The 15634-nt window shown below is 61.8% G+C and carries 15 protein-coding genes and 1 pseudogene; 9 read left to right on the top strand and 7 right to left on the bottom strand.

What is annotated here, in order from left to right:
- Nucleotides 1–157 (top strand): annotated as a pseudogene (locus tag VJV58_RS07160) (3-oxoadipyl-CoA thiolase); the annotation flags it as partial.
- Nucleotides 158–225: 68 nt separating this feature from the next.
- Here VJV58_RS07160 and VJV58_RS07155 read toward each other — a convergent pair.
- The 3 genes from VJV58_RS07155 to VJV58_RS07145 are packed head-to-tail and all read right to left on the bottom strand — an operon-like array spanning nt 226 to nt 3430.
- On the bottom strand, nt 226–1785 hold the full coding sequence (locus VJV58_RS07155; RefSeq protein ID WP_324136642.1) for an MDR family MFS transporter: 1560 nt from the start codon (nt 1783–1785) through the stop codon (nt 226–228).
- A 6-nt stretch (nt 1786–1791) separates the two neighbouring features.
- Nucleotides 1792–2955 carry an HlyD family secretion protein gene (locus VJV58_RS07150; RefSeq protein WP_324136641.1) on the bottom strand — a complete coding sequence of 388 codons (1164 nt, stop codon included), beginning with the start codon at nt 2953–2955 and terminating at the stop codon, nt 1792–1794.
- A complete protein-coding gene (locus VJV58_RS07145) occupies nt 2948–3430 on the bottom strand; it encodes a MarR family transcriptional regulator (protein ID WP_324136640.1) in 483 nt (160 codons plus the stop codon). Before VJV58_RS07145 ends, VJV58_RS07150 begins: the two co-directional genes overlap by 8 nt.
- A gap of 228 nt (nt 3431–3658) precedes the next feature.
- Between VJV58_RS07145 and VJV58_RS07140 the strand changes: the two genes are divergently transcribed.
- The 5 genes from VJV58_RS07140 (at nt 3659) to VJV58_RS07120 (ending at nt 9872) form a co-directional block, all read left to right on the top strand.
- Nucleotides 3659–4147, top strand: coding sequence for a Fur family transcriptional regulator (locus VJV58_RS07140; protein WP_324136639.1), 489 nt, complete (start codon nt 3659–3661; stop codon nt 4145–4147).
- A 90-nt stretch (nt 4148–4237) separates the two neighbouring features.
- Nucleotides 4238–5197, top strand: coding sequence for a DMT family transporter (locus VJV58_RS07135; protein WP_324136638.1), 960 nt, complete (start codon nt 4238–4240; stop codon nt 5195–5197).
- 13 nt (nt 5198–5210) lie between these two features.
- Nucleotides 5211–6488, top strand: a complete 1278-nt coding sequence (ispG, locus tag VJV58_RS07130) for a flavodoxin-dependent (E)-4-hydroxy-3-methylbut-2-enyl-diphosphate synthase (protein ID WP_324136637.1) — start codon at nt 5211–5213, stop codon at nt 6486–6488.
- An 82-nt stretch (nt 6489–6570) separates the two neighbouring features.
- Nucleotides 6571–7467, top strand: a complete 897-nt coding sequence (locus VJV58_RS07125; protein WP_324136636.1) for a TauD/TfdA dioxygenase family protein — start codon at nt 6571–6573, stop codon at nt 7465–7467.
- 1067 nt (nt 7468–8534) lie between these two features.
- Nucleotides 8535–9872: a Rieske 2Fe-2S domain-containing protein gene (locus VJV58_RS07120; protein WP_324136635.1), complete on the top strand. Its 1338-nt coding sequence runs from the start codon at nt 8535–8537 to the stop codon at nt 9870–9872.
- Between the two features lie 18 nt (nt 9873–9890).
- Here VJV58_RS07120 and VJV58_RS07115 read toward each other — a convergent pair whose 3' ends face one another.
- The 4 genes from VJV58_RS07115 to VJV58_RS07100 all read right to left on the bottom strand — a co-directional run bounded on the left by VJV58_RS07115 (nt 9891) and on the right by VJV58_RS07100 (nt 13601).
- Nucleotides 9891–11495 carry a Na+/H+ antiporter gene (locus VJV58_RS07115; RefSeq protein WP_324136634.1) on the bottom strand — a complete coding sequence of 535 codons (1605 nt, stop codon included), beginning with the start codon at nt 11493–11495 and terminating at the stop codon, nt 9891–9893.
- A gap of 81 nt (nt 11496–11576) precedes the next feature.
- Nucleotides 11577–11951: a nuclear transport factor 2 family protein gene (locus VJV58_RS07110; protein WP_324136633.1), complete on the bottom strand. Its 375-nt coding sequence runs from the start codon at nt 11949–11951 to the stop codon at nt 11577–11579.
- Between the two features lie 27 nt (nt 11952–11978).
- The gene (locus VJV58_RS07105; protein WP_324136632.1) at nt 11979–12665 is read right to left on the bottom strand and encodes a DUF1345 domain-containing protein; all 687 of its coding nucleotides are present in this window, start codon (nt 12663–12665) and stop codon (nt 11979–11981) included.
- 9 nt (nt 12666–12674) lie between these two features.
- The gene (locus VJV58_RS07100; RefSeq protein WP_324136631.1) at nt 12675–13601 is read right to left on the bottom strand and encodes a farnesyl diphosphate synthase; all 927 of its coding nucleotides are present in this window, start codon (nt 13599–13601) and stop codon (nt 12675–12677) included.
- A gap of 265 nt (nt 13602–13866) precedes the next feature.
- Between VJV58_RS07100 and mtgA the strand changes: the two genes are divergently transcribed.
- The 3 genes from mtgA (at nt 13867) to VJV58_RS07085 (ending at nt 15626) form a co-directional block, all read left to right on the top strand.
- Nucleotides 13867–14568 (top strand): monofunctional biosynthetic peptidoglycan transglycosylase, encoded by a 702-nt coding sequence (gene mtgA / locus VJV58_RS07095; RefSeq protein WP_324136630.1) that lies wholly within the window; start codon nt 13867–13869, stop codon nt 14566–14568.
- Nucleotides 14569–14699: 131 nt separating this feature from the next.
- Nucleotides 14700–14882 (top strand): 50S ribosomal protein L32, encoded by a 183-nt coding sequence (rpmF, locus tag VJV58_RS07090; RefSeq protein ID WP_324136629.1) that lies wholly within the window; start codon nt 14700–14702, stop codon nt 14880–14882.
- Nucleotides 14883–15008: 126 nt separating this feature from the next.
- Entirely contained in the window at nt 15009–15626 is a 618-nt protein-coding gene (locus VJV58_RS07085; protein WP_324136628.1) for a hypothetical protein, read from the top strand.
- The last annotated feature ends 8 nt before the right edge of the window (nt 15627–15634 follow it).

The following is a 15634-nucleotide window of genomic DNA, read 5'->3' as shown; positions in this document are numbered from 1 at the left end:
CGCGATTGCGCTCGGTCATCCCCTCGGCATGAGCGGCGCCCGCCTCGCGATGACGGCGGTGCACGGCATGGAGAAGCGCGGCGGCAAGCGCGCGCTGGCAACGATGTGTGTCGGAGTAGGCCAGGGCGTCGCGATGGCGATCGAGAAGCTGAACTGAGCGGGGCTCAGTCAACATCAGTGCATCGTCGCCGCGCCCGCGGGACGGGCGCGGCGAATGGCACGACGCTATTCCATCACCGAATGTTCCGGGGCCAGCGACTGCTTGCGCAACGCGAGCTTGGTCGAGCCGATCATGATCGCCAGCGGAATGGCGCAAAGTGTAAAGAGCATGACCATCTGGTAGTCCTGCGAGAACGCGATGATCTGCGCTTGCAGCGAGACCATGACGTCAGCCATTGCCCGCCCCTTGTCGCTGGTAAGATTGATGATGCTGCTAACGTCCGGCATCTGCAGCGCGTGGTTGAACGGGTTGATGTGCTCGGACAAAACGGCATAGACGCGCCGCGATCCTTCCGTCAGTTGGGCGATGACGATGGAGATGCCGATCGAGCTTGCGACGTTGCGCAGCAAGGTCAGCATCGAGGTGCCGTCGGTGCGCAGATTGTTCGGCAGCGTCAGGAACGCCACCGTGCTCAGGGGCACGAACACCAGGCCGAATCCAAACCCCTGCACGATGCTCAGCGTCACGATCTCGGGCACGCCGGTCTGGTCTGTCCAGCCGGTCATGTAGAACAGCGAAAGCCCGGTTAGGCCGAGACCGGTGATGATCAGCGTGCGCGCCTCGATGTGACGCATCAAGCGGCCGACCATCATCATGGCGACGAAAGTGCCGCAGCCGCGGCTCGCCAGCAACATCCCGGCGGTGATGATCGGATAGCCGATCACGTTCTGCAGATAGGGCGAGGCCAGCGCCATGGTCGAGAACAGCACCAAGCCCATGACGGTCATGAACACGCAGCCGCCGATGAAATTCCGGTCCTTGAAGATCGCGAACTGGATGAACGGCTTGTCGGTCGTAAACGAATGCGCGAAGAAATAGTAAAAGCCGGCCGCGGAGACGATGAACTCGGCGATAATTTCGTTTGATTCCAGCCAACCGAGCTGTTCGCCTCGGTCGAGCGCGATTTGCAAGGCGCCGATGCCGACGGCGAGCGCAAAGAATCCGAACCAGTCGAACCGCAGATCGAAGTTCTTTTTGGTCTCGTCCATGAACACCAGCAGTCCGAGCACGGTGAACACGCCGAACGGCAGATTGACAAAGAACACCCAGTGCCAGGAATAGGTCTCGGTCAGCCAAGCGCCGAGCGACGGCCCCATGATCGGGCCCATCATCACGCCCATGCCCCAGATCGACATCGCCTTGGCGCGCTCGTGCAATGCGTAGGTATCGAGCATCACCGCTTGCGACAGCGGCACCAGCGCCGCGCCGAACATGCCCTGCAACAGGCGAAACAACACCATCTGATTGATGTCCTGCGCCAGTCCGCACAGCACCGAAGCAACCGTAAAGCCGCCGGAGCATAGAATGAAGATCCGCTTGCGCCCAAAGCGGTTGGCGATCCAGCCCACTGGCGCCGTCATGATCGCGGCGGCGACGATATAGGAGGTCAGCACCCAGTTGATCTGGTCCTGCGAGGCCGACAGCGTGCCCTGCATGTAGGGCAATGCGACGTTGGCAATCGTGGTGTCCAGCGCCTGCATAATCGTCGCGGTCATGGCGCAGATGGTCACCATGTTCCGGCGCAGGCCTGGAACGGCGACGGGTGATGCGGACGCCGTGCTCATGCTGGATTATTCCTTTGCCGCCACTGCGGGCGCGAAGCCCAATAGTGCGGCAAGCGAACGATGATGCCCGGTATCGATCGAGGTGTAGGCGCTCATGCCGGCCTTCAGCTTTCGCACATACTTGTCGTTGCGGTCGAAATAGATTCGGATCGGCACGCGCTGCACCACCTTGACGAAATTACCGGTGGCGTTTTGCGGCGGCAGGATCGCGAATTGCGCTCCGGTGCCCGGGCTCAGCGAGCCAACAGTGCCCTTGAAAACGTGATTCGGAAAAGCATCGACATCGATCGTGACCGGCTGACCGACTGAAACATAGGTGAAGTCGGATTCTTTCGGATTGGCATCGACCCACGGATTTGAAATGTCGATGATGCTGAACACTGGCGTGCCGGCCGCGATGAAGCGCCCGAGCTGAATCTGATCGACCTGGGTCGCAACGCCGTCCATGGGCGCGCGAACCGTTGTCAGCGCGAGGTTTCGCTCCGCGTCGTCAAGCGCAGCCTTGGCCTGGATATAAGCGGGAAACTGGTCCAGCGGCAGCTCGGGATTTCCGAGCAGTTGGTTGAGCGCCGCTGATTTTTGCTGCTTTACAAGTTGGAGCTGCGCTTGCGCCGTGACCAGCGCCGTGGCGGCGTTATCGAGATCGAGCTGCGAGCCGTAATTGTTTTTCACGAGCGCGGTTTTGCGATCGACGTCGCGCTGTTTAAGCGCCACACCAGCGTTTACGAGCTCGATCGTCTGATTGTAGAGCTTGACGTTATCAACGTAATTGTCGTGGCTCGTTTTGGCGTCATCCAGCTTCGCCCGTGCCTGCGACACGGCGAGCTGGAACGGCACCGGGTCGATCTGGAACAGGATATCGCCAGTGGATACGGTCTGGCCTTCCTTCACCGCGACTTTGACGATCTTGCCGGAGATGTCCGGCGTGATCAGAACTTTCTGTGCGCCGACGTAAGCGTCATCGGTCGTCACGTAACGTCCGCCTTGCAGATAGAACACCAATCCCGCAGTCACGGCGACCAATGGCAGCACCACAAGCAACAGCACGCGGCGGTACCGTCGCAGGCCGGCCATGAATCGGCGACGCGGCTCTGCGGCAAGTTTTTTCCGAGGTGCCTCCGGCGGATTACCCTTTTGTTCGGGCTGAAATTTCAGTACCGGTTCAGCCATATCGCGGTTCCTTCCGTGCCGGTTCGACCGGCGCATTCTGAATGGCGTTGCGCACGTTTTCCTTGATGGCTTCCAGTTGAGCCAGCAATCGGTGTGCATCCGCCGGATTGATGCCTTCGAGGGCGGTCGCGGTCAGCTCGGAGCGTAGGCCGCTCAGTTTGCCGAGCAGGGGCCGCGCGCCCTTGCGGAGATAAAGCCGATTGACCCGGCGATCGGTTTCATCGCCGCGACGCTCAATCCAGCCATTCTCGCAGAGACGGTCGATCAGTCGCGTAAGCGTGATCGGCTGCATTTCCATTTGTTCCGCGAGTTCGGACTGCTTGAGCCCCTCGGCGCGTTCGATCTTGGCCAATACCGCCCATTGGGCGCGCGTAATTCCGTAGCGCGCGGCCTGCTTATCTGCATAGGCGCGCACCAGCCGTTGCAACTCGGCGAGCGTGAAAAGAAAGTTCATGTCGACGGAACCGCGGGCCATCGGAGGTCCTCTCATAAGCTTTAGATATAATAAGCTAGCTTATGATTTTCGCACAGCCAGTTAACAGAAAGCTGACCTGTCGCGAGCACATGGCTCCGCTCGGTACATTCGCGAGCGCCATTTGGGATCGGTCCGGTAAAATGCTAGAGAGGGATGCCCAGCCAATTTCCAACGGAAACTGATGGGCAGATGCAGCGCGCCAACCGACAGCTTTGACCGCCTCTATTCATGACCCTGACTAAACCTGCATTTCCCGCGCCGGATCACGATCACCGCCGCTGCGCCGCGGATGGGATCGAGCATGCCGAACGGGTTTGCCAAATACGCTCCCAGAAATTCACGCCGGTTCGCCGACAGGTGCTGCAGGCGCTGTTGTCCAGTCATCGTCCGCTGGGCGCTTACGAAGTAATCGACGAGCTCGCCAAATCGATGCCGCGGCCGGCTCCGATCACCGTCTATCGCGCACTCGATTTCCTGATGGAAAATGGATTGGTCCACCGCATCGAGAGCCGGAACGCCTATCTCGCGTGCGGCCATGATCATGACATGGCGGCGATGGTCGCATTTCTGATCTGCGAGGCCTGCGGTTCGGTTGGCGAAATTCCGGCGGCCACGATCGCGCAGAGCCTCGGCGCCGCCACGCGCGCAGCCGGATTCGCGCCAAAGCTATCGGTCGTTGAAATCACCGGCATTTGCGCGCACTGCCAGAAAGCCTGATCGGATTTCGGCAATACTTTCCATACACCGAAAGGCAGATGTTGCGATCATGCCCCAACAACACGGCGGCAAGCCGGATAACGAGGTTTGATGTCTTCCTCACAGCAATTGACGACCCCAACGGCAGGGCGTCCGCTCAGCCCTGGCGCGGTAGCGCTCATGCTCGTGCTGTGCCTGAGCTGGGGCTTCAACCAGGTCGCGGTCAAGCTGGCGCTGCCCGACATACCTCCAATGCTGCAGGCGACGATCCGGTCCGCGGGCGCGCTGATCGTGTTGTTTTTGATCGCGCGCATACGCGGCGTCAAAATGTTCGAACGTGACGGCACATTGCGCGCCGGACTGCTCGCGGGAGTCATTTTCGGCTTCGAGTTCTTGCTCATCTATCGCGGCCTGCTGCTGACCTCGGCTTCACGCGCGGTGGTGTTTCTCTATACCGCGCCGTTCTTTGTGGCGTTCGGCTCATTTCTGTTTCTCGGCGAGCGCTTGCGCGCCTCACAGTGGGGCGGCCTTGCGCTCTGCTTTGCGGGCGTGGCGCTTGCGATCGGCATTCCCCAGGCGGACGTCGATGCCAACGTGCTGCTGGGCGACTTGATGGTGGTCGGGGGCGGCGCGCTGTGGGGAGCCTCAACGTTGGTCGTTAAGGCGACGGCGCTGATCAAGGCTCCGGCGGAAAAAGGGCTGGCTTATCAGGTCGCGCTGTCGGTTCCGATTCTGGGGATGGCTGCCTGGGTTTTCGGCGAAAATCTGACCCGGGTTCCCGGTCCGTTGGCGCTGTCGCTGATGGTGTATCAAGCGGTTTGGGTGGTCGGATTGACGTTTTTGGTCTGGTTTGAGCTGGTCAAGAGCTATTCGGCCAGCAAATTATCGGCATTTACCTTTATCACCCCTTTGTTTGGCGTCCTGGCTAGCTATTTCATCCTCCATGACACCATGAGCCTGGCCTTTGGCGCCGCGGCGCTGCTGGTAATTGCCGGGCTTTATCTCGTTAACCGGCGCGGCCCGGCCAGCCCGGTTCCGATTGATCCATTGCTGAATGTCACAAAAACCTGATATCCGAGAGCCCATGAACAAGCCCGTAAATCCGCCGCAGAGCGATGTGGCCGGCCCGAAATCCCGGCACGCCACAACCCAGGTCATGGTCGGCAACGTAGCGGTCGGCGGCGGCGCCCCGATCGTGGTGCAGTCCATGACCAACACCGACACCGCCGATGTCGCCGGGACCGTGGAGCAGATTGCGGCACTTTCGCGCGCCGGCTCCGAATTGGTGCGGATCACGGTCGACCGTGATGAGGCCGCGGCCGCCGTTCCCCATATCCGGGATGCGCTCCGCAAGCGTGGGATCACCACGCCGTTGATCGGCGACTTCCATTATATCGGCCACAAGCTGCTGGCCGATTACCCGGCCTGCGCCGAAGCGCTCGATAAATACCGGATCAACCCGGGCAATGTCGGTTTCAAGAACAAGCGCGACAGCCAATTCACGGACATCATCGAGATTGCGATCAAGAACAACAAGCCGGTGCGGATCGGCGCCAATTGGGGTTCGCTCGATCAGGAACTGCTGACCAGACTGATGGAAGACAACGCCAAGTCGCCGGACCCGCTGGACGCGCGCGCCGTGACCCGCGAGGCGATGGTGCAGTCGGCGCTGCTCTCGGCGGCCCGCGCCGAAGAGATCGGCATGCCCAAAAACAAGATGATCCTGTCGGCGAAAGTGTCGGCGGTGCAGGATTTGATCGCGGTGTACAAGGAACTCGCGTCCCGTTCGGATTACGCGATTCACCTTGGCTTGACCGAAGCCGGCATGGGATCGAAGGGCATCGTCGCTTCATCCGCCGCGCTAGGCATTCTGCTGCAGGATGGCATCGGCGACACCATACGGATTTCGCTGACACCTGAACCCGGCGGCGATCGCACGCTCGAAGTGCAGGTTGCCCAGGAACTGCTGCAAACGATGGGCTTCCGCACCTTCGTGCCGCTGGTCGCGGCATGCCCGGGGTGCGGTCGCACGACCTCGACGACCTTCCAGGAGCTGGCGCGCTCGATCCAGGATTTCATCCGCGATGAAATGCCGGGTTGGAAGACGCAATATCCTGGGGTGGAGGAGCTGAACGTCGCGGTGATGGGTTGCATCGTTAACGGTCCGGGCGAGTCCAAGCATGCCAATATCGGCATTTCGCTGCCGGGGACCGGCGAGGCGCCGGCGGCTCCGGTGTTCGTTGATGGCAAGAAGTTCCGCACCCTGCGCGGCCCGACGATCGCAGCCGAGTTCAAGGCGTTGGTCATCGACTACATCGACCAGCGTTACGGCGCTGGCGCCAAGCCGACCGCCGCCGAATAATTCGCAGCGGTCATGCGAGGGCGTGACCGGCGACCTCTTACCGGCTAGGCTCGGCGCAAAGCCACTCGCCGGAGGTCGCCCGATGAATTCGCTCGCCAGCAAGCAAGGCCCACGCTATCGCCATACGTCCGGCGAAGAAGAACCGTACGAAACCATCGCGGTCGAGAAGCTCACGCCCATTATCGGCGCGGAGATATCCGGGGTCGATATCGGCAGACTGGTCTCGGAGGACTCGCGATCCAACCGCCAGATGGACGAGATCCACCGCGCGCTGGCGGAAAATCTGGTGGTGTTCTTCCGGGATCAGCACATCACCCCGCAGCAGCATCTCGCTTTCGGACGCAGGTTCGGCGAACTGCACATCCATCCCGCCGCGCCGCATGAGGGTGACGATCCCGCGTTGATGAAGATTTACGCCGACAAGGATTCACCGCGCGCCAATGGCGAGGGCTGGCACACCGACGTGTCCTGCGATCTCGAACCGCCGATGGGATCGATCCTCTACATCCGCCAGTGCCCGCCGCGCGGCGGCGACACCCTGTTCGCCAGCATGTACGCGGCTTATGAGTCGCTATCGGAGCGGATGAAAGCCTATCTCGACGGGCTGACCGCGCTGCATGACGGCGAGTCGACCTATCGCGGGCTCTACGCCAATTATGGCGTTGCCGATCGGCCTTCCTATCCAAGCGCCGAGCATCCGGTGGTGCGCACTCATCCGGTGACGGGCAAGAAGGCGCTGTATGTGAACCGAGGCTTCACCCGTCATATCCTCGGGATTCCCCGAGACGAGAGTGATGCGGTGCTGGCCTATCTCTATCAGCATATGGAGAACCCGCTGTTCCAGTGCCGCTTCCGCTGGAGCGAAAATGCGATCGCGTTCTGGGATAATCGCTGTACCCAACATCGCGCGATGTGGGATTACTGGCCGCATACCCGCGCCGGTACGCGCGTCACCGTCAAGGGCGAGCGGCCGGTGTGATCATGCGCCGCTTGGCTTAGTGGCGCGCGGGCGCCGTTGCGCGCACCTCGCCATGAGGAATTGGCTAAGGAAACGCCCGACGGGCAAATCACTTTGCGTCTGGCTTCCATCGAGTAGAGCGCTATCTGCAAAAAATATCGCTTCGCGATTACCCCAAATCAAAACTATAAGCCGCGCCGTCTCGTCCCATCAAAGGGGCGCTCGCGATCGTCACGGACGCGGGACGGGATGCGATGGACGCTGATGTGCCGCTGACGAACGGCATGTGATGCGGACGGCGAAGTCGTGTGGTTCTGACGCCTCGACGCTGGCGTCAAGTTGGCGGGAAGTATCCCGCTGGCGACGGTGACAACAAGCCCGATCACCGGGAAGAGCACGAAGGAAACCGTTAAAACCATTGTGTGCGGGAATGCCGGGTGAATCCGGTGAACCCACGGTGACTACGCTCGTGTGGTTCTATTTTTTCCCACGCGAGGCTGCGGGTGCATCGAGCACCCGGCATTCCCCACGCCCTCTGAATTTCAGAAGGCTTTACGACTGGCAAACTCGCGCGAAAATGCGCGGCGAGATCGCGGAGGTGCGGTGTGAACTGTCCCGATGTCACTGCATGCAGTACCACCGCATCGGCGGTGTTCATCCCTCCCACTTGTGGGCCGAAAGCGGGGCGCGGGCTGCTCTTTCTTATCTCTCCCCTGCTTTATGGGGAGGGTGGCGCGAAGCGCCGGGTGGGGTATGCGTCATAGCACGAACAGCCCCCACCCGTCACATCGCTCGCTCCGCTCACGATGTGCCGCCCTCCCCACAAAAGGGGGAGGGATAAGAAAGGGTGAGCTTCGTCTTGGCCACAAACGGGGGAGGGAAGAAAGAGGGAGCTTCGCTCGCCAACAATGGGGACGCGGTGCGCGCCAACTCAGCGTCGATGAAAGAGCGACCTTCGCGCATCTCGATGCGGCGCGTCTCGAACCATGCAGGCTCGTATGCGTATGATCAATCATGGCCGCCCGACGTTGACGGGTCCGGCCACCTGCGCCAAGCTGGGTAAAAATCAATCACCCCGGAGGATCGCGATGCTCCGTGCAGAGGAAAACAAATTCCTGACCGAAAGCGGCGCGGGAACGGGCATGGGCGAGCTGCTGCGCCGATTCTGGCTACCGGTGTTGCTCTCAGAAGAATTGCCTGAGCCGGACGGGCCGCCCAGGAAGATCATGGTCATGGGCGAAGAGCTGCTCGCCTTCCGCGACTCGCGCGGCGTGGTCGGGGTGATCGATCAGCATTGTCCGCACCGCGGCGCCAATCTCTGGCTCGGCCGCGTCGAGGAGTGCGGCATCCGATGCGTCTATCACGGCTGGAAATTCGATACCGACGGCCGCTGCGTCGACATGCCGACCTCCTATCCCGACCTCAATGCCAAAGACCTGATCCGCATCAAGTCCTATCCAGTGCGCGAATGGGGCGACATGATCTGGGCCTATATGGGTCCGGCCAACCAAATCCCGGATCTGCCTGCGCTGGAAATGGCGCTGGTGCCGGTCTCGCATCGCTACGTCTCGAAGAAGTGGCAGGATTGTAACTGGGTGCAGGCGCTGGAAGGATCGATCGATACCGCGCATTTCACGTTTGCGCATCTGAGCTTCGACAAGGACGAGGATGAGGTCCTCGACATCAAGAAGCACTTCGTCAATCCGATTGCACGAATGAGCTCCGATCACATGCGCTGGATCGCGGAGGACCCGCGTCCGGTCATCAAGATCAACCCCCATGAGGCAGGCTTGACGATCGGTGGCGGCAGGCGCACCGGTGGGAACAACATCTACTGGCGGGTCGCACAGTTCCTGATGCCTGTGCATTCCTATGCGCCGAGCGCGATGCCCGGCGAGAATATTTTCGGCCAGAGCTTTGTGCCTGTTACCGATACCAGTTGCTGGATCTACACATATGCCTGGAATCCGGAGCGCCCGTTGACGCAGGCCGAGCGCGATGCTTACGGCGGCGGCAATGGCGTGATCGCCGAGGTCGATGACAATTACGTGCCGCTGCGCAACAAGTCGAACGACTACCTGATCGACCGCAAGCTGCAAAAAACCAGGAGCTACACCGGCATCAAGGGCGTGTCCGAACAGGACGCGGCGGTGCAGGACAGCCAGGGACCGATCGCCGATCGTACCCGTGAACATCTCGGCCCGACCGATCTCGGCATATTGCATTTTCGAAAACTGGTGATGGAGAGCGCTCGCGCGCTGCAACAGGGCAATCTCCCTCCGCAGCTTGCGCATCAGGACCGATACGCCGTGCGCTCCGGCGCATGCGTGACCGATCAGGCCAAGGACCTGCCTGAGGTCATGATTGAGCGCTTCGGGGATCCGAACGGATTTGTCGGGCGACCAAGCATTGCGGCCGCAGAGTAAGTGTGAAGGCGTGATCGTTCACCTTGGCGTCTTGCGGTATTCGCGATTGGCGAGGCTCGCCTCCTCCAAGTCGAGATCGCGCTCGATCCGCCGCCTTGTCTCGTCGGTGATTTTGCCGTCGCGTAGCAGGACGTGAATGAACTTGCGCTCGGCAGCGATCAACTCGCGCGTCAGGTCGATACCGGCCGCCGAAACGTCGTCCACACCGGGATCAAGCGATTCAGGGAGCTGGTTGATGCGCGTCTCATGCCGGGCACGCAAGAGTTTGACTACCTCATCCGACAACTCGCGGTCATCGGTGATGGCATCGAGGGACTTGAGCGCCGCCCCAAGCGCCTCGCGACGGGCGGCGATTTCCGATTCGAGTTCGGCGCGATGTTCATGAAGGCCGGCTTGCGAGATGCCGAGCAGGCGCACCACAAGCGGCAGGCCAAGCCCGAGTCCGACCAGCGTGATCAGGATCACGCCGAACGTGACGAACAGAATCAGGTCGCGATATGGAAACGCTTCGCCGCCGGGCAGGGCGAATGGCAATGCCAGCGCCGCCGCCAGCGACACCGCGCCGCGCACGCCGGTAAATGCAAGCACGAATACCCATTGCCAGGGTGGCGACGGATCGCGCCGGCGCACGCGCTCCAACAACCGCGGCAGATAGGTGCCCGGAAACACCCAGGCGAAGCGGGCGATGATGATCATCGCGGTCACCAGCGCGGTCGCGAACAGGATATCGTGCAACGGAAAGGCCGCGGATTTCTCGAAGAGCGAACGCATCTGCAGGCCGGTCAGCAGGAACAGCATGCCCTCGATCAGGTAAATCACCAGGTCCCAGAAGAAAATGCCCTGCAGGCGGGTCGCGGACGAGATCAGCAGCGGCCCGTTCCAGCTTATGTAGAGACCGCAGGCAACGGTAGCGATCACGCCGGAGCCGCCGAAATGCTCGGGCACCCAATAGGCAACGTAGGGCGTGATGAGGGAAAGCGTGATCTCGATCTGCGGATCGCGCGCGCGTTGGCGTACGCGCAGGCTGAGCCAGCCCACCATGGCGCCAAACAGCAGCTCACCGGCGACGATGACGGCGAATTCTCCTGCGGCTTTCGGCAGCGAGAACATGCCCGTCGTAATGGCCGCCACCGCGAACCGGTACAGGATCAGCGCGGTGGCGTCGTTCGCTAATCCCTCGCCCTCGAGCACGACAAGAATTCGACGCGGCAGTGCAAGCTTGCGGGCGATCGCCAGCGGGGCGACCACGTCGGGCGGCGCGACAATGGCGCCGAGCAGGAATCCGATGCTCCACGGCAGCCCCATCACATAATGCGCGGCGGCAGCAACCGCGAGTGCGGTAAAGATCACGCAGCCGACCGCCAGCAAAACGATAGGCCGCAGGTTGAACTTGAACTCGCGCCAGCTCATGGCGACGCTGGCCGAATAGATCAGCGGCGGCAGTACCAGCAGCAGCACCAGTTCGGGCGGCAATTCGAGCGACGGCATGCTCGGCACAAAAGCGAGCGCGATGCCGGCCAGCAACAACAGGATGGCTGGAGCGACGTCGAGCCGGCGCGCCAGCAACGCGGTGCCCGCGAGCACGGCCAGCAGAATCAGAAAGATCTGGAATGTCGCTGCCACGGCGATCCGGTTTCCTGTATCGGTCCAGTGTGCCCGGACCGGCGACGTCGTCAATGCGGCGGAATCCGGTGCGGAGGATGGCTATTCCCGCAAATCATAGCGATAAGATTTCGAGACAATCTGCCAGCCATCGCTGAGCTTCATCGCCACCAGATAGTCGGTGAAATAGCGCGGGGGCAATTGGCAGCGCACTTTGATGAAAGCGGTGGACTCGTCGGAGCGGTCGATGGTGACAACAAAATCCTCGCGCGGTTTGCCTTGCGCGCGCGCCGAGGGTCGCTTCCTGACGCGATCCAGCCAGTCCGGCACGGCGAGTACCTGCAACTCGCCCTTTTCGAGCCAGCGCAAATCCGCGGAGGGATGGAAGACCTCGCCGAGCTTCTCTGCGTCACCTTCATACAGCGCGTCGAAATAGTGCTGGACCACGGCTTCGACGCTGGAACGATCGTGACTCATGGCAGCCTCCCTGATGTGTCTTTCTATCTAGATGGCACTCGCCGCGATGTTGACCATCAACGCCAGCAGCGCGGTATTGAAGACAAAGGAAATGATGCCGTGCGCGGTGGCGGTGCGGCGGATGGTCTTGTCGGTGATGCCAACATCAGAGACCTGCGCGGTCATTCCGATCACGAACGAGAAATAGACGAAGTCCCAGTAATCGGCATGATCGTCCTTGTCACCGCTCGGAAACTGCAGGCCGCCCGGCTTAGCGCCGCGGTAATAGTCATGGGCATAATGCAATGCGAAGGTGGTGTGCACGGCGGCCCATGTCACGGCGATCGTCACCGTGGCCAACGCGAGTTGCGGCGCGCTGCGATGCCCCGCCCCGAGCTCGGACACGATTGCGGCGATGCTTGCGAACGCGCCGAGCGCGGTCACCAGCAGGATCAGAAACCGGCCGTCGTCCTGCAGCACGGCGTTGCGGCGGATATGAGACGTCCCGCTGCTCAACACCATCGCGTAAACGAGAAGCAGGTAAAGCGCGACGAAGATGTCCCAAGAGATCAACAGGCGCGTCACCAGCCGCAGCGATTCCGGTTCGAAAAAGAACGATACGATTCCGACCGCCACCGCAAAGAAAGTACGCGGCCGCGCATAAACCACGCGTGCCGGCCGCCACATGCTGCGGAACCGGAGCAGTACGGGGTCCTGGGGCTCCTGTCTCGCCATCCGGCGCCTTCAGTTCTTGCGATGGGCGACGAACAGCGCCGCGGCGCGCAGCACCTCGCCCCTGGCGCCGAAGATTGCGAGCGCGGAATCGGCGTGCGCCAGCAGGTCACGAACGCGCTGCTTGGCGCCTTCGGTCCCGAGCTGGGTCACGAACGTGGTCTTCCCGAGTGCCGCGTCCTGTCCGGTTTGCTTGCCGAGCGCGGCGGCATCGCCTTCGACGTCGAGCAGGTCGTCCGCGATCTGGAAGGCTTCGCCGAGCGCCCGGCCATAATCGTCGAGCGCCTGATATTGCTTCCGCGAGGACTGGCCAAGGATGGCGCCGGCAACGCAGGCGAAGCGCAACAGCGCGCCGGTTTTCATCTGCTGCAGCCGCGCCACGTCGACCGGCTCGCGGTCGCCGAACCGGCCCTCGCCGGCGAGGTCCAGCATTTGGCCGCCGACCATGCCGCCGATGCCCGATGCGCGCGCCAGCGCCCGCGTCAGCAACAGCCGGACGGTTGGATCGTTATGAATTTCGTCGCGAGTGATGATGTCGAACGCGAGCGTCAACAACCCGTCGCCGGCCAGGATAGCCGTGGCGTCGTCGGTCTTCTTGTGCAGCGTGGGCCGACCGCGGCGCAGATCGCTGTTGTCCATTGCCGGCAAATCGTCATGAATCAGCGAATAGCAGTGGATGCATTCGAGCGCAGCGCCGGCCAGCAGCGCTGCCTCGCGCGTAACTCCGAACACGGCCGAACTCTCGACCACCAGAAAAGGCCGCAGCCGTTTGCCGCCGCCAAGGCTCGAATAGCGCATCGCCTCCATCAGGCGTTTCGGCCGCGCGATTTCATCGGGCAAGAGAGTGTCGGACAACAGCTTCCCGAGCAAGGCTTCGGTGTCCTCCGCGGTTCGGTCCAGTCGTTTCGCGAAGTCGGATAGCGCAGTGCCGGTCGTCATCAAAAACAGCTCCAGATCAGGTTGGCCGGGACAATCGGTTATGGCACAGCCTTCGTCAATTCCGCGCGGCCGGCCTCAAAACCACTGGAAAACCGGAACTATGATCCGAGCCGACCAGTTCTCGCCGAACGCCCGGAAGATTTTGGGGCGAGATGGAAACCGACAGTCGTTAACAAGGCCTCGGTTCTGTTAACCTCAACTTCGCCCTGTTCAAAACCGTATCCAGCTGCGGGATACGCCCTCAACCCAGCCAGAACCGCCAATATTGCGCCTCGCCCGAAATTTGCTGCTAATCGTGGTGGCTGTGTTGCTGCTGCCCTATCTGCTCGCGCCGCTGTACCGCATCGGTCATCCGGTCTCGACGCTGATGGCCTGGCGCTGGGTGACCGGTGCGCCGGTCGCGCGTCAATGGGTCGATTTCAGCGCGATCTCGCCGTTTCTGCCTCGTTCGGTGGTTGCGGCCGAGGATGCCAAGTTCTGCAATCATCACGGGATCGATTGGGGCGCGCTGCGCGAGGTGATCGATGACGCCGAGGACGGGGAGGTCACCCGCGGTGGGTCGACCATCACGCAACAGGTGGCGAAGAATCTCTTCCTTTGGCCCGGCCGCAGCGTGGTCCGCAAAGCGCTGGAATTCCCGCTGGCGCTCTGGATCGATTTGGTGCTGCCAAAACAGCGCATCCTCGAAATCTATCTCAATGTCGCCGAACTCGGTCCAACCGGCCAGTTCGGCGCGGAAACCGGTTCCAGCTATGCGTTTGGTCATCCCGCTTCGGCGCTGTCGCCGCGTGAAGCCGCATTGCTCGCAGCGATCCTCCCCAATCCGGTCAAGCGCAGCGCCCGCAATCCGGGCCCGGGGGTGCGCCGGCTGGCGGGGACTTACATGGCGCGGGCGCAGGCTGCCAGCCTGCAGCGGTGCTGGAGCGAGAATCGCGCATATCGAGCCAATTTGGGTCCATTTCGGTAGATTGCCGCCCTAGCTTTGCGCTGTCCCATCCTCTATAAGCGCGGCCTTATCGGCATCTCAGCTCGCGCCAAAAACGCTTCGCCGTCCGCTCGGACGATGCCTCACGACAACATCCCCTAGAGGACACCGACATGGCCGTTCCCCGTAGAAAAACATCGCCGTCGCGGCGTGGCATGCGCCGATCGGCGGATGCATTGAAGAAGCCGACCTATGCCGAGGACAAGGATTCCGGCGAGTTGCGCCGTCCCCATCACCTCGATCTGAAGAGCGGTATGTACAAGGGTCGCCAGGTTCTGAAGAAGAAGGAATCCTGACGCAAGCGGGGGCCGCACGCTGGCTCAAGTACAAGCCGGCCTCAATCCGGCGGACGAGTCAGATACACAGGTTTCCGGCGGCGGACCCCGGCGGATTGGCCGCCGTGAAAAGAAGGCCTCGCCCCGATGTCCATGCTCGGTTTCCCGCTGCTGCTGATTCCGCTCGCGATCTACAACATCATCGCATTGCTGATGCGCGATGTTTCCTTTGTCGAGCCGCTTCTGTCTCTGACGCTGATCTCCGGCACCGAGTGGTCGGTCACGCTGAGTGATGTCCTGCTCGCGCTTGGTGTCGTGCTGTTGCTGCTGGAGGTCGTGAAGGGGTCCCGTCCAGGCGGGAAATACCTGACTGATCATCTCCTGTCGCTGATCGTGTTCGGCGGCGCCACCGCCGAATTCCTGCTGCTGCCAAGGTTCGGCACGTCGACTTATTTCCTGCTGACCCTATTGGCGCTGGTGGATTTCCTCTCAGGAATCGCATTGCGCGCTCGCCGCGGAACGGCCAAACCGGCCGCCGCGACCCGATCGGCCAGCCGACAAGTCGAAAGTGCGCCCGCAGCTCGGATCGATCCTGATCCAGTGAATGTTGGCGCGGCCGCAGAATCGATGTCGCCAAATCGCGCTGTGCCGAAAGGCATGCCGGCCCATGTCGCGCCGGCAGGGCCGTCGCCCGAGGTCGCCTATTCAGGATTGCAGCCCGCTGAAGGCACGCCGCCGCCGCAGAACCCTCCGCACCAAAGTTAAACGGTCTG

Origin of the sequence: Bradyrhizobium sp. (assembly GCF_035273305.1) — a bacterium.
Lineage (GTDB): Bacteria > Pseudomonadota > Alphaproteobacteria > Rhizobiales > Xanthobacteraceae > Bradyrhizobium.
The sequence above is the reverse complement of the archived record's forward strand: the minus strand, read 5'-3'. Positions and strand labels throughout refer to the sequence as shown.